Annotated in this window: 23 protein-coding genes; 10 read left to right on the forward strand and 13 right to left on the reverse strand. The window is 71.5% G+C overall.

The window, feature by feature from the left end; translation table 11 throughout:
- Positions 1–19: 19 nt before the first annotated feature.
- Positions 20–691, reverse strand: a complete 672-nt coding sequence (gene nucS, locus ACIA8N_RS08850) for an endonuclease NucS (RefSeq protein WP_365787704.1) — start codon at positions 689–691, stop codon at positions 20–22.
- 249 nt (positions 692–940) lie between these two features.
- On the opposite strand from nucS, the gene ACIA8N_RS08855 reads away from it, so the two are divergent.
- Positions 941–1,333, forward strand: a complete 393-nt coding sequence (locus ACIA8N_RS08855) for an SCO5389 family protein (RefSeq protein WP_030210566.1) — start codon at positions 941–943, stop codon at positions 1,331–1,333.
- Positions 1,334–1,479: 146 nt separating this feature from the next.
- Here the strand turns inward: ACIA8N_RS08855 and ACIA8N_RS08860 are convergent, their stop codons facing one another.
- Positions 1,480–2,514 (reverse strand): LLM class flavin-dependent oxidoreductase, encoded by a 1,035-nt coding sequence (locus ACIA8N_RS08860; protein WP_365787707.1) that lies wholly within the window; start codon positions 2,512–2,514, stop codon positions 1,480–1,482.
- Positions 2,515–2,712: 198 nt separating this feature from the next.
- On the opposite strand from ACIA8N_RS08860, the gene ACIA8N_RS08865 reads away from it, so the two are divergent.
- A complete protein-coding gene (locus tag ACIA8N_RS08865; protein WP_365787709.1) occupies positions 2,713–3,045 on the forward strand; it encodes an ATP/GTP-binding protein in 333 nt (110 codons plus the stop codon).
- A gap of 7 nt (positions 3,046–3,052) precedes the next feature.
- Here the strand turns inward: ACIA8N_RS08865 and ACIA8N_RS08870 are convergent, their stop codons facing one another.
- The 7 genes from ACIA8N_RS08870 to mce form a co-directional block, all read right to left on the reverse strand.
- Positions 3,053–3,883 (reverse strand): ABC transporter permease subunit, encoded by an 831-nt coding sequence (locus tag ACIA8N_RS08870; RefSeq protein WP_365787711.1) that lies wholly within the window; start codon positions 3,881–3,883, stop codon positions 3,053–3,055.
- Positions 3,880–4,995, reverse strand: a complete 1,116-nt coding sequence (locus tag ACIA8N_RS08875; protein ID WP_365787713.1) for an ATP-binding cassette domain-containing protein — start codon at positions 4,993–4,995, stop codon at positions 3,880–3,882. The genes ACIA8N_RS08870 and ACIA8N_RS08875 overlap by 4 nt, the downstream gene beginning before the upstream one ends.
- Before the next feature lie 182 nt (positions 4,996–5,177).
- The gene (locus ACIA8N_RS08880) at positions 5,178–5,957 is read right to left on the reverse strand and encodes an ABC transporter permease (RefSeq protein WP_365787715.1); all 780 of its coding nucleotides are present in this window, start codon (positions 5,955–5,957) and stop codon (positions 5,178–5,180) included.
- A 2-nt stretch (positions 5,958–5,959) separates the two neighbouring features.
- Positions 5,960–6,964, reverse strand: coding sequence for an ATP-binding cassette domain-containing protein (locus tag ACIA8N_RS08885; protein ID WP_365787717.1), 1,005 nt, complete (start codon positions 6,962–6,964; stop codon positions 5,960–5,962).
- Between the two features lie 85 nt (positions 6,965–7,049).
- Positions 7,050–7,985, reverse strand: a complete 936-nt coding sequence (locus tag ACIA8N_RS08890; protein WP_030210548.1) for a cellulose-binding protein — start codon at positions 7,983–7,985, stop codon at positions 7,050–7,052.
- A gap of 114 nt (positions 7,986–8,099) precedes the next feature.
- Positions 8,100–12,524, reverse strand: a complete 4,425-nt coding sequence (gene scy / locus ACIA8N_RS08895; protein WP_399416087.1) for a polarized growth protein Scy — start codon at positions 12,522–12,524, stop codon at positions 8,100–8,102.
- 185 nt (positions 12,525–12,709) lie between these two features.
- On the reverse strand, positions 12,710–13,162 hold the full coding sequence (gene mce / locus ACIA8N_RS08900) for a methylmalonyl-CoA epimerase (RefSeq protein ID WP_365787721.1): 453 nt from the start codon (positions 13,160–13,162) through the stop codon (positions 12,710–12,712).
- Positions 13,163–13,299: 137 nt separating this feature from the next.
- Between mce and ACIA8N_RS08905 the strand changes: the two genes are divergently transcribed.
- Together ACIA8N_RS08905 and meaB are read left to right on the forward strand one after the other, a co-directional pair.
- Positions 13,300–14,502: an acetyl-CoA C-acetyltransferase gene (locus ACIA8N_RS08905; protein WP_365787723.1), complete on the forward strand. Its 1,203-nt coding sequence runs from the start codon at positions 13,300–13,302 to the stop codon at positions 14,500–14,502.
- A 25-nt stretch (positions 14,503–14,527) separates the two neighbouring features.
- Entirely contained in the window at positions 14,528–15,484 is a 957-nt protein-coding gene (meaB, locus tag ACIA8N_RS08910; RefSeq protein WP_030553566.1) for a methylmalonyl Co-A mutase-associated GTPase MeaB, read from the forward strand.
- A gap of 63 nt (positions 15,485–15,547) precedes the next feature.
- On the opposite strand, the gene ACIA8N_RS08915 is transcribed toward meaB, so the two are convergent.
- From ACIA8N_RS08915 to ACIA8N_RS08930, 4 genes are all read right to left on the reverse strand, one after another.
- A complete protein-coding gene (locus tag ACIA8N_RS08915; protein WP_365787726.1) occupies positions 15,548–16,024 on the reverse strand; it encodes a MarR family transcriptional regulator in 477 nt (158 codons plus the stop codon).
- An 83-nt stretch (positions 16,025–16,107) separates the two neighbouring features.
- Positions 16,108–16,893 (reverse strand): AIM24 family protein, encoded by a 786-nt coding sequence (locus ACIA8N_RS08920; protein ID WP_365787728.1) that lies wholly within the window; start codon positions 16,891–16,893, stop codon positions 16,108–16,110.
- The gene (locus ACIA8N_RS08925) at positions 16,890–17,540 is read right to left on the reverse strand and encodes an AIM24 family protein (RefSeq protein ID WP_030210529.1); all 651 of its coding nucleotides are present in this window, start codon (positions 17,538–17,540) and stop codon (positions 16,890–16,892) included. Before ACIA8N_RS08925 ends, ACIA8N_RS08920 begins: the two co-directional genes overlap by 4 nt.
- On the reverse strand, positions 17,540–18,172 hold the full coding sequence (locus tag ACIA8N_RS08930; RefSeq protein WP_365787732.1) for an AIM24 family protein: 633 nt from the start codon (positions 18,170–18,172) through the stop codon (positions 17,540–17,542). Before ACIA8N_RS08930 ends, ACIA8N_RS08925 begins: the two co-directional genes overlap by 1 nt.
- A gap of 138 nt (positions 18,173–18,310) precedes the next feature.
- Here ACIA8N_RS08930 and ACIA8N_RS08935 point away from each other — a divergent pair, with 138 nt between their 5' ends.
- From ACIA8N_RS08935 to ACIA8N_RS08960, 6 genes are all read left to right on the forward strand, one after another.
- Entirely contained in the window at positions 18,311–18,652 is a 342-nt protein-coding gene (locus tag ACIA8N_RS08935) for a DUF3817 domain-containing protein (protein ID WP_365787730.1), read from the forward strand.
- Positions 18,649–18,942: an MTH1187 family thiamine-binding protein gene (locus tag ACIA8N_RS08940; RefSeq protein WP_030553578.1), complete on the forward strand. Its 294-nt coding sequence runs from the start codon at positions 18,649–18,651 to the stop codon at positions 18,940–18,942. The genes ACIA8N_RS08935 and ACIA8N_RS08940 overlap by 4 nt, the downstream gene beginning before the upstream one ends.
- A gap of 167 nt (positions 18,943–19,109) precedes the next feature.
- Positions 19,110–19,832, forward strand: coding sequence for a hypothetical protein (locus ACIA8N_RS08945; protein WP_365786298.1), 723 nt, complete (start codon positions 19,110–19,112; stop codon positions 19,830–19,832).
- The gene (locus tag ACIA8N_RS08950) at positions 19,829–20,512 is read left to right on the forward strand and encodes a DUF4166 domain-containing protein (protein WP_365786300.1); all 684 of its coding nucleotides are present in this window, start codon (positions 19,829–19,831) and stop codon (positions 20,510–20,512) included. Before ACIA8N_RS08945 ends, ACIA8N_RS08950 begins: the two co-directional genes overlap by 4 nt.
- Positions 20,509–21,189, forward strand: a complete 681-nt coding sequence (locus ACIA8N_RS08955; protein WP_365786302.1) for a TetR/AcrR family transcriptional regulator — start codon at positions 20,509–20,511, stop codon at positions 21,187–21,189. The genes ACIA8N_RS08950 and ACIA8N_RS08955 overlap by 4 nt, the downstream gene beginning before the upstream one ends.
- A gap of 90 nt (positions 21,190–21,279) precedes the next feature.
- Entirely contained in the window at positions 21,280–23,094 is a 1,815-nt protein-coding gene (locus tag ACIA8N_RS08960; RefSeq protein WP_365786304.1) for a cellulose synthase catalytic subunit, read from the forward strand.
- The last annotated feature ends 2 nt before the right edge of the window (positions 23,095–23,096 follow it).

The raw sequence follows: 23,096 nt of genomic DNA on the forward strand, positions 1-23,096 counted from the left end.
GGCCGTCGTCGTGCACCGCTCAGAACAGGCGCAGCTTGTCGTCCTCGATGCCGCGCATCGCGTTGTAGTCCAGGACCACGCAGCCGATGCCGCGGTCCGTCGCGAGCACCCGCGCCTGCGGCTTGATCTCCTGCGCCGCGAAGACGCCCCGCACCGGCGCCAGGTGCGGATCGCGGTTGAGCAGCTCCAGGTAGCGGGTCAGCTGCTCGACGCCGTCGATCTCACCGCGCCGCTTGATCTCCACGGCGACCGTCGCACCGTCCGAGTCCCGGCACAGGATGTCCACCGGGCCGATGGCGGTCGGGTACTCGCGGCGGATCAGGGTGTAGCCCTCGCCCAGGGTCTCGATGCGGTCGGCGAGGAGCTCCTGCAGGTGCGCCTCGACGCCGTCCTTGATCAGACCCGGGTCCACACCCAGCTCGTGCGAGGAGTCGTGGAGGATCTCCTCCATCGTGATGATCAGTTTCTCGCCCGCTTTGTTGATCACGGTCCAGATGCCCGCCTCACCGTCGACACCCTCCTTGAGCGTGCACGGCGGCGACATCCAGTTGAGCGGTTTGTACGCCCGGTCGTCCGCGTGGATGGAGACGCTGCCGTCTGCCTTGACGAGGATCAGACGGGGCGCGGAGGGCAGGTGGGCCGTGAGCCGGCCCGCGTAGTCCACGGAGCAACGGGCGATGACGAGACGCATGGTCCGCAACGCTACAAGACGGGCGCTCTTCCGCGCGATTCGGGCATCGGCCGGAGGACGCCGGGGCATGATCCTGAGCCGAACACCCGTCGGTTATCAGCCGGTTGTGTTCCCAATCTCCTGGTGCGGGCAGGACCGCGCGCTTACCGTGGAAGCTGGAGGTCGTCGTCCGCGCACGCTGCGTGTTCGGCCGACCGGTCCTCGCCCTGCCCGCAAGACCCCGTCCGCGGGGTCGCGAGAGGAGAACCCATGTCGCTCGACGTCTCACCGGCACTGTTGGAACAGGCCGAGCGAGGCGAGGTCGACGAAGCCGACTTCGTCGACTGCGTCCGGACCTCCCTGCCCTACGCATGGGAGATGATCAGTTCTCTGGTGGCCCAGCTGAAGGTCGACGGCGGAGAGTTCGCCGACAACCAGACGCCGCCGCCGAATGAGCAGGCACGTGGTCAGCTGCTGCGCGCGCTCGCCAGCGACGCCATTCGTGGTGCGCTGCAGCGGCATTTCGGGGTGCGTCTCGCCTTCCAGAACTGCCACCGCGTGGCGGTGTTCCCGCTGGACCCGGCGGTGGACGAGCGGCTCGCCCGCTTCACGTCCGTACGGGGGCAGCTGCTGAACCAGTCGCCGACACTGCGCGACTGCTGAGACATGGTGCCGCCGCCCCGCGTCGCGGGAGACGTGGCCGACGCGTGCCGACACGCGTCGACCCCGGAGCGATGCCGGAGCGGCGGCACGGTCCCTGCCCCGACAGCCCGCACGGACGGGCCTCACAGATGGCCTCACCGTCGGCCTCACACCAGGAGCGGCAGGACCTCCGCGCCGAGCCGCCGGACGTTCTCCTCGGTCGCCGCGAGGTCGCCCGAGCCCTCGGCGAGCAGGGCGAAGCGCGTGATGCCCGTACGCTCCGCAGTCGCCGCCAGCCGGTCCGCGGCCCGCCGGGGCGTGCCCACCGGATGCAGACCGCACAGCAGCTCCGTGTACGCCACGGGGTCCCGCATCGACCGGTGGCGGCCGTCGACCGTGACATGCGCGTCGAGCCCCTGCCTCAGCCAGCCCGGCATCGCCTTCACCAGCGCCTCCGCCGCGTCCGCGCCCCGGTCCGCGAGCTGTGCCACCCCCGCCGAGACGTGGCGGGACCCGATCCGCGCGATCTCGTCGGGATCACGTCCGGCCTCCCGTGCGTACCGCGCCCAGGCCGCGACCATCTCGGCCTTGTCCTCGTCACCGCAGTGCATGCCGAGCAGCATCGGGAGGCCGCGCTCCGCGGCGAGTCGCACGCTCTTCGGCGAGGTGCAGGCCACCACGACCTCGGGGGACGGGTCCCCGCCGATCAGCTCGTCGGGACGGGGCACCACCGCGACCTCGCGGAAGGAGAATCGTTCGCTCTCGGCGCCCACGCGCGGCTCGGTGAGCCAGCGCAGCAGCAGATCGAGCGATTCGGGGAACCCGTTCTCGTACGCGTCGAGACCCGCGCCGAACACCTCCAGGTCGACCCAGGGACCGCCCCTGCCCACCCCCAGGGTGAACCTGCCGCCCGAGGTGAGGTGCAGCAGCGCCGCCTGCTCGCCCAGGGAGACCGGGTGGACGGTCGGCAGCACGCTCACCGCCGTGCCCACCCGCAGCCGCCGGGTGCGGCCCAGGAGCAGCGCGGCCAGTGTCACGGCCGACGGGCAGACCCCGTACGGCACGAAATGGTGCTCGGCCAGCCAGACCGAGTCGAGGCCCGCCTCCTCGGCGACCTCGGCGGTCCGCACCGCCCGGTGCAGCGCCTCACCCTGTCCCTGGCCCGGGAACTGGGCGGCCAGAACGAACGTACCCACGCGCATCGCCTTCTGCCTCCTTGCGGCCGACGCGTATCTCCCCTCGCACTGGCAACAACGTCTGACACGTGCCAAAGGCAACGGCCGTTCATGAAGTTCTTGCGATTTTCGGCTAAGCCGTCGCGGACGGGGCCCGGGGCACCGCGTCGCGGCCCGTAGGCTTGGAAGAACGGTCCGTGTTCCCAGACCCAGTGAGGTGTGCCCGTGTCCCCGCGCCACAACCGCTCCCGAGGCGGCGAGAAGCCCGAACAGCAGCAACCGGGCGACCACGGCGACCGGTACGGCGGCGTACAGCGCACCGAGACCTGGCAGGGCGAGGAATGGTACGTACGCCTCGTCGCCGGGGCGAGCTCACCCGGGAAGCGCTACCGCTGCCCCGGCTGCGACCAGGAGATCCCCGGCGGAGCCCCGCACGTCGTCGCCTGGCCCGAGTACGGCGGGGTGGACGACCGGCGCCACTGGCACAAGGCCTGCTGGAGCGCGAAGGACCGCCGCACCAGCAGGGTGCAGCGGTCCCGGAACGCGCCTAAGTACTAGAGGGCGGCTACACGTCCCGCTTGTTCAGCAGGGCGAACGCGCCGCCGAACACCACGGCCGTGACCGCGAACATGATCAGCAGCGGCTCCCAGCCCGCCGGGCCGTCCTCGCCGAACGGCGCGGCGTCGCTGTACAGGGAGATCATCTGCGAGGGGATCGAGTAGGTCAGCAGGAACTCCTGCACCGACCTGAGCGACTCGGAGAACATGAACATCGCCGCCACCAGCGGCAGCAGCAGCACGCCGATCATCACGGTGATCGCGCCCGCCGAGTGCCGGACGAGGGTGCCGATCGCCATCGACAGCAGTCCGAGCAGCGCCAGATAGGCGCCCGCGCCCACCGTGGCCCGCAGCCACTCCATGGCGGTCGGCTCCGCCGCGTCGACGATGGAGACCTGCGCCACGGCCACGAGCGCGGCGATCACCGTGGTCAGCGAGAAGACCAGCAGGAAGAAGACGACGGCCTTCGCCGTGAGCACCCGGGCCCGGCTGGGGCAGGCCGTCAGGGTCGTACGGATCATGCCCGTGCCGTACTCGGATGAGATCGTCAGCACCCCGAGGGTGATCACGCAGATCGAGGCGGGCAGCATCCCGAAGAAGCCGAAGCCGAGCGCGGCCTCGTCGCCCATCGGCGCCTCGGAGGCCGCGGCGATCGCCGCCACGCCCAGGCCGATGCCGACCATGAGCAGAATCGTCACTCCCAGCGTCCACATCGTCGACCGCACCGAGCGGATCTTCGTCCACTCGGAGGCCAGCGCGTCACCGAGGTGCGCGCGGCGCACCGGGATGGGGGAGACATAGCCCTGCGGGGCGTGGTGGTACGGAGCGGGGGCGGTCATCGGGCGTCCTTGGGGGTGTCGCTCGGCTGAGGCTGCTGCTGCGGGGAGGTGTACGGGTTCTGTCCGGGCGGCGGCGGGGCGTACCAGCCCTGCTGCGGCACTTCCTGGACCACCGGCGGCTGGGGCGGCATCCCGTACCCCGGCTGCCCCGGGTGCGGCTGCTGCACGGGCGGCTGGAGGTGCGCGAGCTTGTCGTCGGTGGAGCGGTAGTCCACGGCGCCCTGCGTCAGACGCATGTACGCCTCCTCCAGGGAGGCCTGGTGCGGGGACAGCTCCCAGAGCCGTACGTCCGCGTCGTGCGCCAGGTCGCTGATCCTCGGCAGCGGCAGGCCCGTCACGCGCAGCGCGCCGTCCGGCTCGGACATCACCTGGCCGCCGGCCTCCATCAGCGCCGCCGTCAGCTTCTCGCGCTGCCCCGGCTCCGTCTGCGGGGTCCGCACCCGGGCGAAGTCGGCGGAGTTCGCCGAGATGAAGTCCGTGACGCTCATGTCCGCGAGCAGCTGGCCCCGGCCGATCACGATCAGGTGGTCCGCCGTCAGCGCCATCTCGCTCATGAGGTGGCTGGAGACGAAGACCGTCCGGCCCTCGGAGGCCAGCTTCTTCATCAGGTTCCTGACCCAGAGGATGCCCTCGGGGTCCAGACCGTTGACCGGCTCGTCGAAGAGCAGCACCTGCGGGTCGCCGAGGAGCGCCGCCGCGATGCCGAGCCGCTGGCCCATGCCGAGCGAGAAGCCGTTGGAGCGCCGCCTGGCCACGTCCTGGAGGCCGACCACGCCGAGGACCTCGTCGACGCGCTGCGCCGGGATGCCGGCGAGCTGCGCGAGCGACAGCAGGTGGTTGCGCGCGCTCCGCCCGCCGTGCACGGCCTTGGCGTCGAGGAGCGCGCCGACCTGCCGGGGAGCGTTCGGCAGCTGCCGGAAGGGGTGGCCGCCGATCGTCACGTGTCCGGCGGTGGGCTGGTCGAGGCCCAGGATCATGCGCATCGTGGTCGACTTGCCGGATCCGTTGGGCCCCAGGAAGCCGGTGACGACTCCGGGCCTCACCTGGAAGGAAAGGTTGTACACGGCCGTCTTGGCGCCGTAGCGCTTCGTCAGGCCGACTGCCTCGATCATTCTGCAGCCCCATCGACAGGTCGGTCGCATCCATGTCGGGGCGTGGCGGCCTTCGGCCGGAGCCCCCCGTATGAGCTAGGAGCTTATCCAGCCATTGACGGTTCCGGCGAAGCGGAGGGGAACCTCCGGGAGAATCCCTGGTCATCCCCTACGGGGTCAGGCAGTCGCCTTGTTCCACGGGGTCAGGCGTCCCGCTTCCTCAGCACCAGGTAGCCGCCGATCAGCGCGGCCGCCACCCAGATCAGCATGATCCCGAGCCCGCCCCAGGGGCCGTACGGAGCCTCCTCCGAGTTCATCGCGTTCGGCACGACCTGCATGATCTTCGCCCCGGCCTGGTCGGGGAAGTACGCGGCGACCTCCTTCGCCTTCGGCACCGCCGACAGGATCTGCGAGACCAGGAAGAAGAACGGCACCAGGATGCCGAGCGACAGCATCGACGAGCGCAGCATCGCCGCCACGCCCATGGAGAACAGGGCGATCAGGCCCATGTAGAGCCCGCCGCCGATCACCGCCCGCAGCACGTTGTCCGCGCCGATCGAGGTCCGGTGCTCGCCGAGCAGCGCCTGCCCGAGGAAGAAGGAGAGGAAGCTCGTCGCCAGACCCACCACCAGCGCGAGGGCGCCCGCCACCGCGATCTTCGAGAAGAGGAACGTCGCGCGCTGCGGCACGGCGGCGAGCGAGGTGCGGATCATGCCGGAGGAGTACTCGGTCCCCACCACCAGGACACCGAAGACCACCATCGCCAGCTGCCCCAGGATCATCCCGGAGAAGCTGATCAGGGTCGGGTCGAAGGTGGCCCGCTCCAGGTCGCTCAGGTCGTCGAAGGTGGAACTCATCAGGGCGCACAGCGCCGCGCTCATCGCCACCGTGACGAGGAGGGCGCTCGCCAGCGTCCAGACGGTCGACGACACCGTCCGGATCTTGGTCCACTCGGACTGCAGGACCGCGGATGCCGCTGCCATCGTCAGGCTCCCTGGGAGGTCGGGTCGGAGGCCGGAGGGGAGGCCGGGCCCGAGGGCGTGCCCCACCGCGGGCCGGGTGGCGGTCCGGCGCCGTGGACGTCCGTGCCGTGCGCGTGGTACTCCACCGCACCGGCCGTCATCTGCATGAACGCCTCTTCGAGCGAGGCGCGCTGGGAGCTCAGCTCGTGCAGTACGAGACCGTTCGCCGCCGCCAGTTCGCCCAGCTTCTCGATCGCCACCCCGTCCACCTCGAGGGTGCCGTTGCCGGCCTCGACCGCGATGAACCCGTTGGCGTGCAGCAGGTCCCTGAGCCGTTCCTGCTGCGGTGAACGGAGCCTCACATAACTGCGGGAATTCTGCTGGATGAAATCCGCCATCGACGTGTCGGCCAGCAGCTTTCCCTGCCCGATCACGATCAGATGATCTGCCGTCAGCGCCATTTCACTCATCAGATGGCTGGAAACGAAGATCGTTCTGCCCTCGGCCGCCAACGCCTTCATGAGATTGCGGATCCAGTGAATTCCCTCTGGATCCAGACCGTTGACGGGTTCGTCGAACATCAGGATCTCGGGATCACCGAGCAGCGCGGACGCGATCCCGAGCCGCTGCCCCATCCCGAGGGAGAAACCCTTCGACTTCTTCCGCGCCACCGGCGTCAGACCCACCAGGTCAAGCACCTCGCCCACCCGGCGCTCCGGGATGCGGTTGGACTGCGCCAGGCACAGCAGGTTGTTGTACGCCGACCGGCCGCCGTGCATCGCCTTGGCGTCGAGGAGCGCCCCGATGTACTTCAGCGGCTCGTCCAGCTCCCGGTAGTGCCGGCCGTCGATCCGGACCGTCCCGCTCGTCGGGTTGTCCAGGTCGAGCATCATCCGCATGGTCGTCGACTTGCCCGCCCCGTTCGGCCCGAGGAAACCGGTGATCACGCCGGGACGCACCTGGAAGGAGAGGTGGTCGACCGCCGTCTTCGGCCCGTACCGCTTGGTCAGGCCCTCAAGCTCGATCATGCGTACCAACCTAAGGGCGCGCAAAACCCCCCGCCACCGGAGTGACGGGGGGCTTCGGGCGACGCTGGGGGAGCCGTCGGGAGTGTCAGCGGGTCTGCTGGGCCGGCACGCCCGCCGGGCGCTCGTCGTCGATCGGGGAGCCGGCCGCCGCCACCGCGGCACCGGTCAGCGTCGCCAGCATCTCGCGGACGTTGGTCAGCTGGGCGTTGATCGAGTCGCGGCGGTTCGTCAGGGCCGCGAGCTCGCGCTCCGACTCCGAACGGATCCGGTCGGCCTTGGCGTTCGCGTCGGCCACGATGTCCTCGGCCTGGCGCTGCGCGGTCTCCACCGTCTGACGGGCCCGGCGCTCCGCGTCCGTCCGCAGCTTCTCGGCCTCCAGGCGCAGCTGCTCGGCGCGGTGCTCGATCTCCGCGAGGCGCTTCTCGGCCTTCGCCTGACGCGAGGCCAGGTCCCGCTCCGACTGCTCGCGGCGCTTCGCCAGGTTGGTCTCGAAGTCCGCGGCGGCCTGGGCGGCCTTGGCGCGGGTCTCCTCGAAGAGGGCGTCCGCCTCCTCACGCTTCGACTGCGCGTCCTTCTGCGCCTCGGCGCGCAGCGTGTTGGCCTCGCCCTGCGCCTTCTCGACGATCCGGACGCCCTCGTCCTCGGCCTTCGACTTGCGCTCGGCCGCGAAGGACTCCGCGTCGTTGCGCACCTGCTGGGCGGCCGACTCGGCCAGCTCGCGGTGCTGCTCGGCGGCGCGACGGGCCTCCTCACGCAGGTCCTTCGCCTCCTCCTCGGCGAGCCGCAGGATCTTCTCGACCCGGGCGCCGAGTCCCGCGTACGACGGCTCGGCGTCGGTGACCTGCGCCTGGGCGTTCTGCGTCTCGAGGTGGAGTTCCTCGATGCGCTTCTCCAGAGAGGTGATGCGGGACAGAGCACTGTCACGGTCGGACACGAGCTTGGTAATGCGGTCGTCCACCTGACCGCGGTCGTAACCGCGCCGCACGAGCTCGAAGCCGAAGGGGGAGGATGTGTCGCTCATGGGTTTCCTGTCGAATGAGACCGGTGAGGTGTTAGAGGGAATCCTAGGGGCCGAAGCGGCGTGTCATCGAGCGTATGCCCGTTTGATCTGGAGAATGTCCAGCCTTTTGAGTGGCTAGCCGTCCTGGGGCTTGCCACCCGAACGAGTGGAGCCCGCCGACGCACCCGCCTTGGCTCCCACCGCCCCGGCCGACTTGGTCCCGGCGGAAGGCGTCTCGAAAGACTCCAACGCCTCCAGGACGTCCTGGACACGGGAGATCTCGGCATTGATGTCCTTGCGGCGGCGCACCAGCACCTCCAGCTCCCGCTGACCCTCCTCGACCGTCCGCTCGGCCTCCGCCTGCGCCTCGGCCCTGATGCGTTCGGCCTCCGCCTTGATCTCCTCGGCCTCCGCGATGAGCGAGGCCTTCTTCTGCGAGGCCTCCTTGAGGAGCGCCTCAGCCTTGCGGACCGCGGCGATACGGACCTTGCTCGCCTCCGAACTCGCCTCGGAGACCAGCTCCTTGGCCTTCTCCTCGGCCTCGGCGCGCTGCTCCGTCGCGGCCTTCACGAGGTTGTCGACCCGCTCGCCGGCCGTCCGCATCTGCTCGGCGCTCTCACGGCGCGCCCGCTCGTGCAGTTCCTCGATCTCGCCCTCGACCCGGCTGCGCAGCTCCTCGGCCCGGTCCCTTATGGCCGTCGCGTCACCGCGCGCCCCGACCAGGAGCTCGTCCGCGTCCGTACGGGCCTTCTCGACCAGCGAGTTGCCCTCGACGGTCGCCTCGGCGACGATCCGCTCGGCCTCCTTGCGGGCCGCGCCGACCATCGTGTCCGCCTGCGTCTCGGCCTCCGTGGTGGCGCGCAGCGCCTCCTCCTGGGCCTTGGCGATGAGCTGGTCCGCCTGCTCGGCCGCGTCGGAACGCTTCCGGGCGCCGGCCTCGCGCGCCTCGTCGAGCGTGCGGTCCGCCTCCTCGCGGGCCTCCGACCGCATCCGCTCGGCCGCCGCCTCCGCGTCGGCCCGCAGCCGCTCCGACTCGGCACGGATCCGCTCGGCGTCCTGCCGCGCGGAACCCACCGTCGCCTCGGCCTCGGCGCGCGCGTCCGCCGTGACGGCGTCGGCGAGTTCGCCGGCCTCACGGGTGACGCGCTCCGCCTCGGCGTTCGCCTCACGGGTGAGCCGCTCGGCCTCGCTCGTCGCCTGGGCGAGGAGCGCGTCGGCCTGCTCGGCGGCGTCGCTGCGCCGCTTGTCGGCGGCCTTGCGCGCCTCGTCGAGGACCTGCTCGCCGTCGGCCAGGGCCGCGGCCCGCAGGGCCTGGGCGTGCGCCTCCCCGTCGATCTTGACCTGTTCGGCCTCGGCACGGAGGCGCTCGGCGTCCTGTTCCGTGGTGTCCATGAGCTCGACCGCCTCGGCGGTGAGCCGCTCGGCCTCGCTCGTCGCCTGGGCGAGGAGCGCGTCGGCCTGCTCGGCGGCGTCGCTGCGCCGCTTGTCGGCGGCCTTGCGCGCCTCGTCGAGGACCTGCTCGCCGTCGGCCAGGGCCGCGGCCCGCAGCGCCTCCGCGTGCGCCTCCCCGTCGGCCTTGACCTGCTCGGCCTCGGCACGCAGCCGCAGGGCGTCCTGTTCGGCGGTCTCCATGAGCTCGACCGCCTCGGCGGTGAGCCGCTCGGCCTCGCCCGTCGCCTGGGCGAGGAGCGCGTCGGCCTGCTCGGCGGCGTCGCTGCGCCGCTTGTCGGCGGCCTTGCGCGCCTCGTCGAGGACCTGCTCCGCCTCGGCGGCGATCCGCTCCGCCTCCGTACGCGCCTCGCCGACCAGCGACTCGGCGCGCTCCGCGGCCTCCGAACGGATCCGGTTCGCGTCCTCCCGGGCGTCCGCCCGGGTCCGGGCCGCGTCCTGCTCGGCGGAGGCGAGGGAGTCCGTCGCCTCCGTCCGTACCCGCTGGGCGTACTCCGCGGTGTCCGACCGCAGCTTCTCCGCCTCGGCGATCGCGTCCGTGACGGTCCGCTCGGCCAGCGCCTTCGCGGCCTCCGTCTCCTCGTGGGCGCGCGCCCTGACCCGGCCGGCGTCCTCGGTGGCCCGCTCCCGCTCCTCGTGCGCGTCGGCGCGGACCCGGTCCGCCTCCTCCTGCGCCTCGGTACGCGTCCGCTCGGCCGCGTGCTCGGCGGCGCTGCGCAGCCCGGCGATCTCCTCCTCGGCCTGCTCCCGCAGACCCGCCACCGAGTCCCGTACCTCCTGGGCGGCTCGCGAGGCGGCGGTGACCACCTCGGTCGCCCGCGCGTCCGCCTCCTCGACCAGGCGCTGCGCCTCGACCTGCGCGTCCTCGACCCGCTTGCGGGCGGCGGCGAGGAGCTCCTCGGACTGCTCGCGGGCGTGCTCGCGCTCCCGTCCCGCCTCGGAACGGGCCGACTCGAGGGTCTCCTCGGCCTCCCGGCGGCGCCGGACGGCCTCCTCCTGCGCGGCGGCGAGCGCTTCGGCGGCCTCGGCGGCCACCCGCTCGGCGGCCGCGGCGGCCTCCGCCCGCATCCGGTCGGCGGTCTCCTGGGCCTCCGACCGCAGCCGCTCGGCCTCCTCTGCGGCCTCCGTGCGGAGCCGTACCGCCGCGGTCTCCGCCTCCGTACGCGTCGTGGAAGCGTCCGACGAGGCCTCGGCGCGCAGCCGCTCGGCCTCCTGCTCCGCCTGTTCCTGGAGGGTACGGATGCGCTCGGCGGCCTCGGTCCGCAGCCGCTCCGTCTCCTCGGCGGCCTCGCGCCGCATCCGCTCGCCCTCGGCACGCGCGTCGGTGAGCTCCTCGCCGGCCGCCGCCACCTTCGCCTCGGCGTCGGTGTGCAGCCGGGTCAGCTCCTCCGCGGCCTCCGCGCGGCGCGCCTCGGCGGCCCGCTCGGCGTCCGCGCGCAGAGCCGCGGCGGCCTTCTCGGCCGCGTCCCTGACCGACTCGGCCTGCTCCTCGGCCTCGGCGCGCAGCCGCTCGGCCTCGGCGCGGGTCCGCTCAAGGGTCTCCTCGGCCTGCGTGCGGAGCGTCTGGGCGCGCTCCATCGCCTCCGACTTGACCCGCTCGCTCTCGGCGCCGGCCTTGGTGCGCAGCCCGTCGGCGTCCGTACGGGCCTTGGTGAGGAGCTCCTCGGCGGTCTTCGCCGCCTCCTCGATCTGCTGGACGGCCTCGCGGCGGGCCTCGCCGCGGATCCGCTCGCCCTCGTCGATGGCCTCGGCGCGCAGCTGCTCGGCCTCGCCGCGCAGCCGCCGCGCCTCCTCCTGGAGTTCGACGGTCTTGGCGCGGTACTCCTTGGTGTCGTCCTTGGCCGAGCCGAGCAGTTCGTCGGCCTGCTCCTCGGCCTGGGCGCGGAGCCGGTCGGCCTCGGTCTCGGCCTCGCGGCGGACCCGCTCGGCCTCCTCGGAGGCCTTGCGGGTGGTCTCGCGGGCGTCCTCGGACGCCTTGGTGAGGATCTCCTCGGCGTTGCGCGCGGCCTTGGCGAGGGCGGCGGCGGAGTCCTCCGCGGCGGCGGTACGGGCCTTCTCGGAGGCCTCGGTGACGAGCTTCTCCGCGTGGGCGGTCGCCTCGCGGAGCTTCTCCTCGGCCTCGGCCTTGAGGGCTTCGGCGTCCTTGGTGGCCTCGCCGACGAGCCGGGCGATCTCGGTCTTGGCGGTGCGGGTGCGCTGCTCGTTGACCGACTCGGCGGAGGCGAGCTGGCGGGCGGCGGCGTCCTTGGCCTCGGAGAGGGCCTTCTCGGCCTCGGCGCGGGCGAGCCGGAGCTTCTCCTCGGCCTCCTGCATGCGCTGCTCGGCGGCGCGGGACAGCTCGGTGGCCTGGCGGCGGGCCTGGTCGGTCTCCGCGGTGGTGGTCGAGCGGAGCTGCTCGGCGTGGCTGGTGGCCTCCTGCGCCTGGCTGGAGGCGGCGCTCAGGAGTCGCTCGGCGTCCTTGCGGGCACGCAGCAGAATCGCTTCGGCCTCGGCACGGGCCGCCTCGGCCTCCGCGCCGACCCGGCGGCTGGTCTCCTCGGCGAGGCGGGTGGCCTCGGCGCGGGCGGCGGCGAGCGACTGCTCGGCCTCCGCGCGGGACTCCTCCATCAGGCGGCGGGCCTGGGACTCCGTACGGGCGCGGAGCTGCTCGGCCCAGGCGACGTTCTCGTTGACGTGCGCCTCGACGGTCTGCCGGCGCTCGTTGAGCTCCTGGTCCAGCTGCTGGCGCCGCTGGACGGCCTCGTTGTGCAGCTCGGCCTGGAGCCGGGCCTGGTGCTCGGCGTGCTCCTGGAGGATGCGCTGGGTCTGGGCGCGGGCCTCGCGCAGCTCGCGCTCGGCGTCCTGGCGCAGCTGCTCGGCCTGCGCCTGGGCGTTCCGCAGCAGCTGCTCGGCCTGGTAGCCGATGTCCGCGCTGTCGTACGCGGGCCGGGACGCGATGGTGCGGCGCGCCTCGTGGAGCTTGGCGCGCAAGACCTCGACCTGGTATCCGAGGTCCTCGGCGTGCTGGACGGCCTTCTCGCGCTCGGTCTTCAGCCGGTCCATCTCGGCTTCGAACCTGGCGAGATGGTCGTCTTCAGCTCGGTGGCTCTCCTGGCGTTCGTAGCCCCGCACTGCGCGGTCCATCCGTCCCCTGGTCGCAACACTCCAACGAGCACCGCCCTCACGGCCGAGGACGGACCCCCGGGGGATCGTGACAGATCGGACGACCCCGACATCCCGACTTCGGTGCCGCACGGAGCGGCCCCGACCGGCCCCGGCCCGGAGCCGCCCACTCTACCGGGCCAGGAATCCGGAGGTCAGTGCTCCACTGAGGAGTGGTCAGCGGACGGCTCGGCCGAGGTGACCAGTTCGGTGAGTACTCCGTGGCAGTCCTTGGGGTGCAGGAAGGTGATCCGGGAGCCCATCGAGCCGATCCGGGGCTGGTCGTAGAGGACCCGTACGCCCTTGGAACGGATGTCCCCGGCAGCGCCGTCCACGTCTGCCGTCCCGAAGGCGATGTGGTGCACGCCCTCGCCGTTCTTGGCGAGCCACTTGCCCACCGCCGAGTCCTCCCGGGTCGGCTCCAGGAGCTGGAGGTAGGAGGCCCCGCCGTCCGAGGTGTCGTTGATCTTGAGCATGGCCTCGCGGACGCCCTGCTCCTCGTTGACCTCGGAGTGGAAGACCTCGAACCCGTACGTCGCACGGTAGAACTCGACAGTCTTGTCCAGGTCGAAACAGGCGATCCCGATGTGGTCGATTCGCGTCAGCATGCCTCCAGTGCAGCGCCGGGAGGGTGGTTACGCAACGTGCGCGCCGTCACACCGGCTGGCCGGTGACCGCGCGCGGCGCCCCTCAGTACATTGGCGGTAAACCCTCGTTCACTTCTCATCCCTAGGGGCCGTGCCTCATGTCTGGAACGACCGGTACCACCTCAGTGATCGTCGCGGGCGCCCGCACGCCCATGGGTCGCCTGCTCGGTTCGCTCAAGTCCTTCTCGGGCGCGGACCTCGGCGGCTTCGCCATCAAGGCGGCCCTCGACCGGGCCGGCATCGACGGCCGTCAGGTCCAGTACGTGATCATGGGCCAGGTGCTCCAGGCGGGTGCCGGCCAGATTCCGGCCCGCCAGGCCGCCGTCAAGGCCGGCATCCCCATGAACGTCCCCGCGCTCACCATCAACAAGGTGTGTCTGTCGGGCCTGGACGCCATCGCCCTGGCCGACCAGCTGATCCGCGCCGGCGAGTTCGACATCGTCGTCGCCGGCGGCCAGGAGTCGATGACCAACGCCCCGCACCTGCTCCCGAAGTCCCGCGAGGGCTTCAAGTACGGCGCCATCGAGATGCTCGACTCCATGGCGTACGACGGCCTCACCGACTCCTTCGAGGGCATCGCCATGGGCGAGTCCACGGAGAAGCACAACACCCGTCTGGGCATCAAGCGGCCCGAGCAGGACGAGATCGCCGCGCTCTCGCACCAGCGCGCCGCCGCCGCCCAGAAGAACGGCATCTTCGAGGCCGAGATCACCCCGGTCGAGATCCCGCAGCGCAAGGGCGAGCCGGTCGTCTTCTCCCAGGACGAGGGCATCCGCGCGGAGACCACCGCCGAGTCCCTCGGCAAGCTCCGTCCCGCCTTCGCGAAGGACGGCACGATCACCGCCGGCACCTCCTCGCAGATCTCCGACGGCGCCGCCGCCGTCGTCGTCATGAGCAAGGCCAAGGCCGAGGAGCTGGGCCTGGAGTGGATCGCCGAGATCGGCGCCCACGGCAACGTGGCGGGTCCGGACAACTCGCTCCAGTCGCAGCCGTCCAACGCGATCCAGCACGCCCTGAAGAAGGACGGTCTGACCGTCGACGACCTCGACCTGATCGAGATCAACGAGGCCTTCGCCGCGGTCGCCGTCCAGTCAATGAAGGACCTCGGCGTTACCCCCGAGAAGGTGAACGTCAACGGCGGCGCCATCGCCCTCGGCCACCCGATCGGCATGTCCGGCGCCCGCGTGGTGCTGCACCTGGCCCTGGAGCTCAAGCGGCGCGGCGGCGGCATCGGCGCCGCGGCCCTCTGCGGCGGCGGCGGTCAGGGCGACGCGCTGATCATCCGCGTCGCAGGCAAGTAAGTCACCCAACCGAGGAGCAGCGCAGATGGTGGACGTCCCCGAACTCGTCGCCCAGGCACGGGAGGGCAGGCCACGGGCCGTGGCCCGGCTGATCTCGCTCGTGGAGGGGGCGTCCCCGCAGCTGCGCGAGGTGATGGCGGCCCTCGCGCCGCTCACCGGCGGCGCGTACGTGGTCGGCCTGACGGGTTCGCCCGGCGTCGGCAAGTCGACGTCGACGTCCGCCCTCGTCTCCGCCTACCGGCGGGCGGGCAAGAGGGTCGGCGTACTGGCCGTCGACCCTTCCTCGCCGTTCAGCGGGGGAGCGCTCCTCGGTGACCGCGTCCGGATGTCGGAGCACGCCTCCGACCCGGGCGTCTACATCCGCTCCATGGCGACCCGCGGCCATCTGGGCGGCCTCGCCTGGTCCGCCCCGCAGGCCATCCGCGTGCTGGACGCGGCCGGCTGCGAGGTGATCCTCGTGGAGACCGTCGGCGTCGGTCAGTCGGAGGTCGAGATCGCCTCCCAGGCCGACACCTCGGTGGTCCTCCTCGCGCCTGGCATGGGCGACGGGATCCAGGCCGCGAAGGCGGGCATCCTGGAGATCGGCGACGTGTACGTGGTGAACAAGGCCGACCGGGACGGCGCGGACGCCACCGCCCGCGAGCTCAACCACATGCTGGGCCTGGGCGAGGCGCGCGGGCCCGGCGACTGGCGGCCGCCGATCGTCAAGACGGTCGCTGCGCGCGGCGAGGGCATCGACGAGGTCGTGGAGGCCCTGGAGAAGCACCGCGCCTGGATGGAGGAGCACGGGGTCCTGGCGGAGCGCCGCCGCTCCCGTGCCGCGCGCGAGGTCGAGACCATCGCGGTCACGGCCCTGCGCGAGAAGATCGGGGACCTGCACGGCGACCGGCGCCTGGACGCGCTCGCCGAGCGGATCGTGGCCGGCGACCTCGACCCGTACGCGGCCTCGGACGAACTGGTCGCGAGTCTGACCGGAAACTGATCGGTACGGAAAGGGCCTCCCCGGGGTGCACCGGGGAGGCCCTTTCTTCCGTTCTCTGTCAGGTCACGGCTTCCCGCGCCGTCCGCGGAGCTGCTCCGCGACCGGCTTCAGGGACTCGTGGAGGTCGCCGAGGGCCTCCGGGCCGATCTGGTCGATGAAGTGCTTGCGCACCGACTCGACGTGGTGCGGGGCGACCTTGCGCATGGTCTCCATGCCGTCGTCGGTGAGGACGGCGTACAGCCCGCGCCGGTCGGACTCGCAGTTCTCGCGCCGGACGAGTCCGGCGTTCTCCATGCGGGTGATCTGGTGGGAGAGGCGGCTCTTCGACTGGAGGGTGGCCGCGGCCAGGTCGCTCATGCGCAGCCGCCGCTCCGCCGACTCCGAGAGGTTCACCAGGATCTCGTAGTCGTTCATCGTCAGACCGAACGGCTGGAGGTCCCTCTCCAGCTGGTACGTCAGCATTCTCTGTACGTCCAGGAAGGTGCGCCAGGCGCACTGCTCGCCATCGGTGAGCCACGGGGTGGCGGTCTCGGTCTCCATATATGGATTCTACCTAAGAAGTTGAATACTTGACGAAGTCTGGGAGCGCGCGTTCGAAGGCGTCACCCTCCGCAGACTACCGCTCACAGACCGAAGCGACGCTGAAGGTCTCCCAGCTGGCCGGGAAGGCGCGGTGCCGAGCCCTGGACCGCCTGGCCTGAACCGTGCGATCCATGACCGCCCGGGACGCCCGCCTGCGCCGGCGGCCCGCCGATCGCCCGCTCCGCCATCAGCAGCTCCGTCGACTGGAGCAGGACCGTGCCCGCGCCCACGAACTCGAACTGGTGCTCCTCGCCCGACGTGCCGCCGATGCCCGTGAGGGCTCGTACGCCGCCCATCACGCCCGTCATGTAGCCGTGGTCGTAATGGTGGCAGGGGGACGGGCAGTCCGCCCAGCCGACCAGCGCCTGCGGGTCCACGCGCATCGGCGGCTCCATGAAGACCACGGGACCGTTCGACGCGGCCACGAACTTGCCCGTGCCGATCAGCGTCACGAAGCCCGGCACGATCGACTGCTTCAGCGCGAGGGTCGGCTCGTAGGCGAGGAGATTGCCCGAACGGATCGTCAGGTTCCCCTGGTCCAGGTCGAACGAGTTCACGTCGAACGCCCGGTCCGCGAGCAGCATCTTCCCGCTGCCCTCCGCGACCACCCAGTCGCTCGCGTGCAGCGGCGAGTGGAAGGACGTACGGACCAGACGGTCGAGCCGCCCGTGCCCGATGCCGTTGAACTCGATCCGCCCGTAGTAGGCGATCATCTTGCCCTTCTGCAGGAACCACTGGGATCCCTTCAGCTCCACGCAGAAGGTGTACGGGTTCACGTTGTCGTCCGACGGAAGGGTCGTCGGGTCGTGGATCACCGGGGTGCTCACAGCTTCTCCTCCGAGGCCTGGACGTACACCGCTCCGCTGCCGCTCAGCTCCAGCTGGAACGCCTCGCCCGAGCCGCGCCCCACCATGTCGCGCCAGCCGAGCGCGGTGGAGAGCTTGTTCCGCACGTCGCCGTGGTGGGCCACGTACGCCTGCGGGTCGACGTGCACCGGGCGGCCCGGGGTGATCGGCAGTTCGATGACCCCGCCGTGCGCCATGACGGCCACCGCGCCGTGGCCCTTCAGGGTCGTGGTGAAGAGGCCCTGCCCGGTCACCTGGCCGCGGACCATGCCCATGACCCCGCCCTGCGAGCCCATGAACATCGTGCCCTGCTCCAGGGTGCCGTCGAAGGCGAGCAGCCGGTCGGCCTCCACGTACAGGGTGTCGCCCGTCAGGCCGATCACCTGGATGTGGTGGCCGCCGTGCCCGAACATCACCGTGCCGTTGCCCTCGACGGTCATCAGGGGGGTCGCCTCGCCGGCCACCCGGCGGCCGATCATCGACATCAGACCGCCCTGGCCGCCCGCCATGTTCGGCGTGAACGTGACGTCGCCGCGGTACGCGAGCATCGCGCCGCGCTGGCTGAACATCCGCTGCCCGGGGATGACGGTCGCCTCGACCATCTTGGAGTTGACTTCGCGGAACGGCATCAGACGTCGCCCCCGATCGTGTTCCGCTCGCTGGGCTGGACGTACACGAGGCCGTCGCCCTCGAAGCGGATCTGGAAGGCCTCGCCGCCGCCCTCACCCATGAACGTGCGGAAGGTCACACCCGACTGGAAGTGCTGCTGCAGGTTGCCCTGGTGGGCGATGTACGCGCCGGGGTCGACCTGGAGCGGGTACTGCGGGGTCACCCGCAGCACGACCGCCGGGCCGTCCGACATGATCGCCGCCTGGCCCGTGCCCTCGACCGTGGTCGTGAACAGCCCGTTGCCGGTGGCGCCGCCGCGCATGCCGGTGAAGGTCGTCCCGGTGCGCAGGCCCGCGTCGGTGCAGAGCAGATTGCTCGCCTCGACCCAGAGCTTGTCGCCGTGCAGGGACACGAGGTTGATCTCGGAGGCCCGGTCGGCGAACCAGCAGGTCCCCTGGCCGCGCACCTCCATCACCTCCATCTGCTCGCCGGTGAGCCGACGGGTGACCATGCCGCGCAGGCCCTCACCGCCGCCACTCAACTTCTTGAACGCCATCTGGCCGTCGTAGGCGACCATCGAGCCGTTCTTCGCCTTGACGGCGTCGCCTGTCAGGGAGACGGCGAGCACTTTGCTGCCTTGGAGCCGGAACATTGCCACCGGTAGAAGGTACTGGGGACCCGGATAAAGAGACAGCAAAGTCGCCGTGCACAATGAGCAGGCCCTTGTGCATCCGTTCACAAGATCCCGTCGCAGATCCCGTCGCTCGATTGATCGAAGGTGACCCCCTCCGTGGACATCAAGACCGCTTCCTCCCTCCACCGGCTCCGGCTCGTCTCCGCGCCGGAGGCCGTCTCCTTCCTGCTCCTGCTGGTCTGCTCGGTGCTCAAGCGGACGACCGACTTCAACGCGGTGCCGGTCATGGGCGCGATCCACGGCGTGCTGTTCGTCCTCTACGTCCTCTTCTGGCTGGACGCCTGGAACCGCACCAAGTGGGGCTTCGGCACCGCCGCGCTCTACTTCGTCCTCTCGGTGCTGCCCTTCGGCGGCTTCTACGCCGACCGGAAGCTGAAGCGCGAGGCCGCAGACGCCGTCATCGCCTCCCGCGCCCGCGCCGAGGGTGTGAAGGCGTGATCGTCGCGTTCTCGGTGACCCCGCTGGGTGTGGGGGAGGAGGTCGGCGAGTACGTCGCCGACGCCGTCCGGGTGGTCCGCGAATCCGGCCTCCCGAACCGTACCGACGCCATGTTCACCTCGATCGAGGGCGAGTGGGACGAGGTGATGGACGTCGTGAAGCGTGCCGTCGCCGCCGTGGAGGCGCGGGCGCCCCGCGTCTCCCTGGTCCTCAAGGCCGACATCCGCCCCGGTGTGACGGACGGTCTGACCTCGAAGGTCGAGACGGTGGAGCGCCACCTCGGCGCCTGACGCCACCCCCTCCGTACGAGAAGCCCCCGGCCCTTGATCAGGGCCGGGGGCTTCTCGTACGGAGGGGGTGGCGTCAAGTGGTTGAGCGACTGCTCAAAATCGTCTACCGTCGGCGGCGGGGCATGTTTTGAGCACTCGCTCAAAAGGCCTGGATGAGGGGGACGTCCATGGGTCTCTACGTCGAGACGACCGTCCGCACGGACCTCGAGACGCTCTGGGCACGCACCCAGGAACCCGACCGGCACCAGCGGTGGGACCTGCGGTTCACCGAGATCGCCTACCTGCCGGGCGCCGAGGGCGAGCCCCGGCGCTTCCGGTACGCGACCCGCGTCCTGCCCTTCCTGACCGTCGCCGGCACCGGTGTCTCCGCGGGGGAGCGCCACCGGACCGGCGGCGACCGGGTCTCCGCCCTCCGCTTCTTCTCCGGCCATCCCCTCTCGCTCCTCGCCGAGGGCAGCGGCTACTGGCGGTACGTCCCCACCCCCGACGGCATCCGCTTCCTCACCGGCTACGACTACCGGCCGCGCTGGGGGCGCCTCGGCCGCGCCGCCGACCGGCTCCTCTTCCGGCCCCTCATGGGCTGGGCCACCGCCTGGTCCTTCGACCGGCTGCGGCTCTGGTGCGAACAGGGCGTCACCCCGGAGCGCTCCCGGGACCGCTGGCTCCTCGAAGGCGCCGCCCGGCTGCTGCTCGTGGTCGTCCCCTGGGCCGTCGCCTCCCTGCCGCTGGGCGCGCCGTCGCTCGCCGCCGTGCCGCTCACCGTCGTCGGGGTGGCCGCCGCCGTCCTCGTACCGCCGTCGTCGCGGACCCCCGCCGCCCGGCGCTGTCTGCGCGTCCCGCCCGCCCGCACCCGGGAGCCCCGGCTCCTCGCCGCCCTGGAGCAGCCGTGACCTCGATCTTCCGCACCGTCATGGGGGACGACGCCTTCGGGCGGCTGCACCCGGAGCTCCAGCGGCGCTTCTCGGTGGGGCTCGCGAGCGGCGAGCTGTGCGTCGGGCGGGGCGTCATGGACCGCGTGTGGCACGGCCGGGCGTTCGTGAAACCGTTCCTCGCCGTCGGCGGGCTGCGGAACATCCTGCTGCCCCGCACCGGCCGGGACGTCCCCTTCGTCATCGAGAACGTGCCCTACGCCGACTCGTACGGGCGGGAGACCGTCACCTTCGTCCGGACCTTCGCGCTGCCCGGCGGACCCCGGCGCTTCGACGCGACCATGGTCCACAGCCAGGAGCGGAACTGCGTCCTCGACTACCTCGGCACCCACCAGCACCTCGCCAGCGACCTCCACCTGTCCGCCGAGGCCGACGGCTCGCTCCTCATCACCTCCGGCGAACACCGCTTCCGTGAAGGCCCGTTGGACGTGCGCGTCCCCGAACTCCTCGGGGGCAGGGCCGAGGTCCGCGAGTCCTTCGACGAGCGCACCGGCCGCTTCCAGATCAACGTCCGCGTGGTCAACCGGTACTTCGGGCCCCTCTTCGGCTACGAGGGGTCGTTCACCGCCGCATACGCCGACGTACGCTCGCTGGGGGTGCGCGCCGGGCTGCGCCCGGTGCGCGAGGAGGTACGGGTGTGAGCGGGAAGACCGCGGGGAGTGTGAAGGCGCAGGACGCCCGCACCCGGGAGACCCGGGAGAAGCTGCTCGAAGGGGCCCTGCGCACCCTCGTCGAGCAGGGCATCGCCAAGGCCTCCGCGCGCGCCATCGCGACCACCGCCGGGGTCAACCAGGCTCTGGTCTTCTACCACTTCGGGTCCGTCGACGAGCTGCTCGCCGCCGCCTGCCGCCACGGTGCCGAGCAGCGGGTCGCCCGGCACCGCGAGCGGCTCCGCTCCGTGGGCAGCCTCACCGAGCTGCTCGCCTTCGGGCGCGCGCTGCACGCCGAGGAGCGGGAGGCCGGGCACGTCGACTTCCTCGGGCAGCTGCTCGCCGGGTCACGGGCGCACCCGCGGCTCGGGCCGGCCACCGCCGCCGGGCTCGACCTGTGGATCGCCGAGATCGAACAGGTGCTCGTCCGGGTCCTCGCGGGGACCCCGCTCGCCGAGTTCACCGACCCCGCCGGGCTCGCCCGGGCGGTCGCCGCCTCGTTCATCGGCCTCGAACTGTACGAGGGCGTCGACCCCGCCGGCGCGGAGGCGGCCTTCGCCGCCCTCGAGCAGCTCGGTGCCCTGATGGCGGCCGTCGAGTTGCTGAACCCGGTCGCCCGAAAGGCCGTCACCTACACGCTGCGGCGGCAGAGCGGCCGCGCCCGGTAAAACCGCTCACTCGGACTACTCCAGTCGACACGCCGAACGATGTCCCCTTTTGTTGGGGTATCGACCCGTTCGACGACAGCTGGAGGCACCGTGCGGCCGGGAGGCTACGACTACGACACCTACAGCCGACTCGCCGGTCCGCTCACGGAGCCGGACCCGGCCGCCTACACGGTGCAGTACCGAAGTCTGCTCGCGAAGGAGCCGCACCGAATACGAGCCGTCCTGCTGATGAGCCTCGCGCCGGTCCTCTCGGCGCTGCTCCTCGCCTACCTCGTCTGGCCCAGCCACTGGACCGTACGCGAGGGCGACGCACGCTGGCTCGTCCACCTCGACACCGTGATGCTCGTGTCGATCGGGCTCATCTGCCTCTTCATGCTGGTGAACGTCACGTCGATCGCCCACGCCACCATGGTCGCCCGCGACCCGATACCCGTGTACGCCGAGAAGGGCACCCGCGTCGCCTTCCTCACCACGTACGTCCCGGGCAAGGAACCGCTCTCCATGGTCCGCGGCACCCTCGAAGGCGCCACCCGGCTGCGCCACGAGGGCACGCTCGACGTCTGGCTCCTCGACGAGGGCGACGCCGACGAGGCCAAGGCGCTCTGCGCCGAACTCGGGGTACGCCACTTCACCCGCGCCGGGGTCCCCGAGTGGAACCGGAAGAAGGGCGTGCACAAGGCGAAGACCAAGCACGGCAACTACAACGCCTGGCTCGCCATGCACGGAGACGACTACGACTACTTCGCCTCCGTGGACACCGACCACGTCCCGCTCCCCGACTTCCTGGAGCGGATGCTCGGCTACTTCCGCGACCCCGACATCGCCTTCGTCGTCGGACCGCAGGTGTACGGCAACTACACCAACATCGTCACCAAGGCCGCCGAGTCCCAGCAGTTCCTGTTCCACGCCCTCATCCAGCGGGCCGGCAACCGCTACCACGCGCCCATGTTCGTCGGTACGAACAACGTCGTCCGGATCTCCGCCCTCAAGCAGATCGGCGGCCTGTGCGACTCGATCACCGAGGACATGGCCACCGGCTTCGAACTGCACCGCAGGAAGAACCCGCGCACCGGCCGCTACTGGCGCTCCGTCTACACCCCGGACGTCCTCGCGGTCGGCGAGGGCCCCGCCTCCTGGACGGACTTCTTCACCCAGCAGCTGCGCTGGTCCCGGGGCACGTACGAGACGATCGTCAAGCAGTACTGGAAGGCGCCCTTCCGCACCCCTCCCGGCCGCTTCCTCAACTACACCCTGATGCTCGTCTACTACCCGATGACGGCGGTCAACTGGCTGCTCGGCATCCTCAGCGGCGTCCTCTACCTGTGGCTCGGCGCCTCCGGCACCCAGGTCGCCACCTCCGTGTGGCTGATGATCTACAGCGACGCCGTCGCCCTCCAGATCGGCCTCTACCTCTGGAACCGGCGGCACAACGTCTCGCCCCACGAACCCGAGGGCTCCGGCGGCCTGGCCGGCATGGCGATGTCCGCGATCTCCGCGCCCATCTACCTGAAGTCCCTCGGCTCGGCCGTCCTGCGCACCCGCGGCCGCTTCGTCGTCACCCCCAAGGGCGGCGAGGCCAGCCCCGACCGCGTCCTCACCTTCCGCATCCACCTCTACTGGGCGGCGATCCTCATCGCCTCCCTCGCCGCCTCCGTGCACTTCGGCCACACCCACGCCGCCATGCGCACCTGGGCCGCCCTCGCGCTCGTCATCGCCCTCGCCCCGGTCTCCCTCTGGGCCTGGACGACGGTACGGGCCCGCCGCCTGCAGCGGGTCCGCGACCGCGCCAGGGACCGCGCCCGCAAGCGCGGCCTCGCCGACGCCCGCGAAGGGGTCGGGGTCCTTCCCGCCGCGCTCCCGCCGGCCGCGCCCGCGCCCGCCCCCACGACCACCGGAGGGAACTGAGC

It is taken from the genome of Streptomyces sp. NPDC051822, assembly GCF_044452745.1.
In the GTDB taxonomy this organism is placed as follows: Bacteria; Actinomycetota; Actinomycetes; order Streptomycetales; family Streptomycetaceae; genus Streptomyces.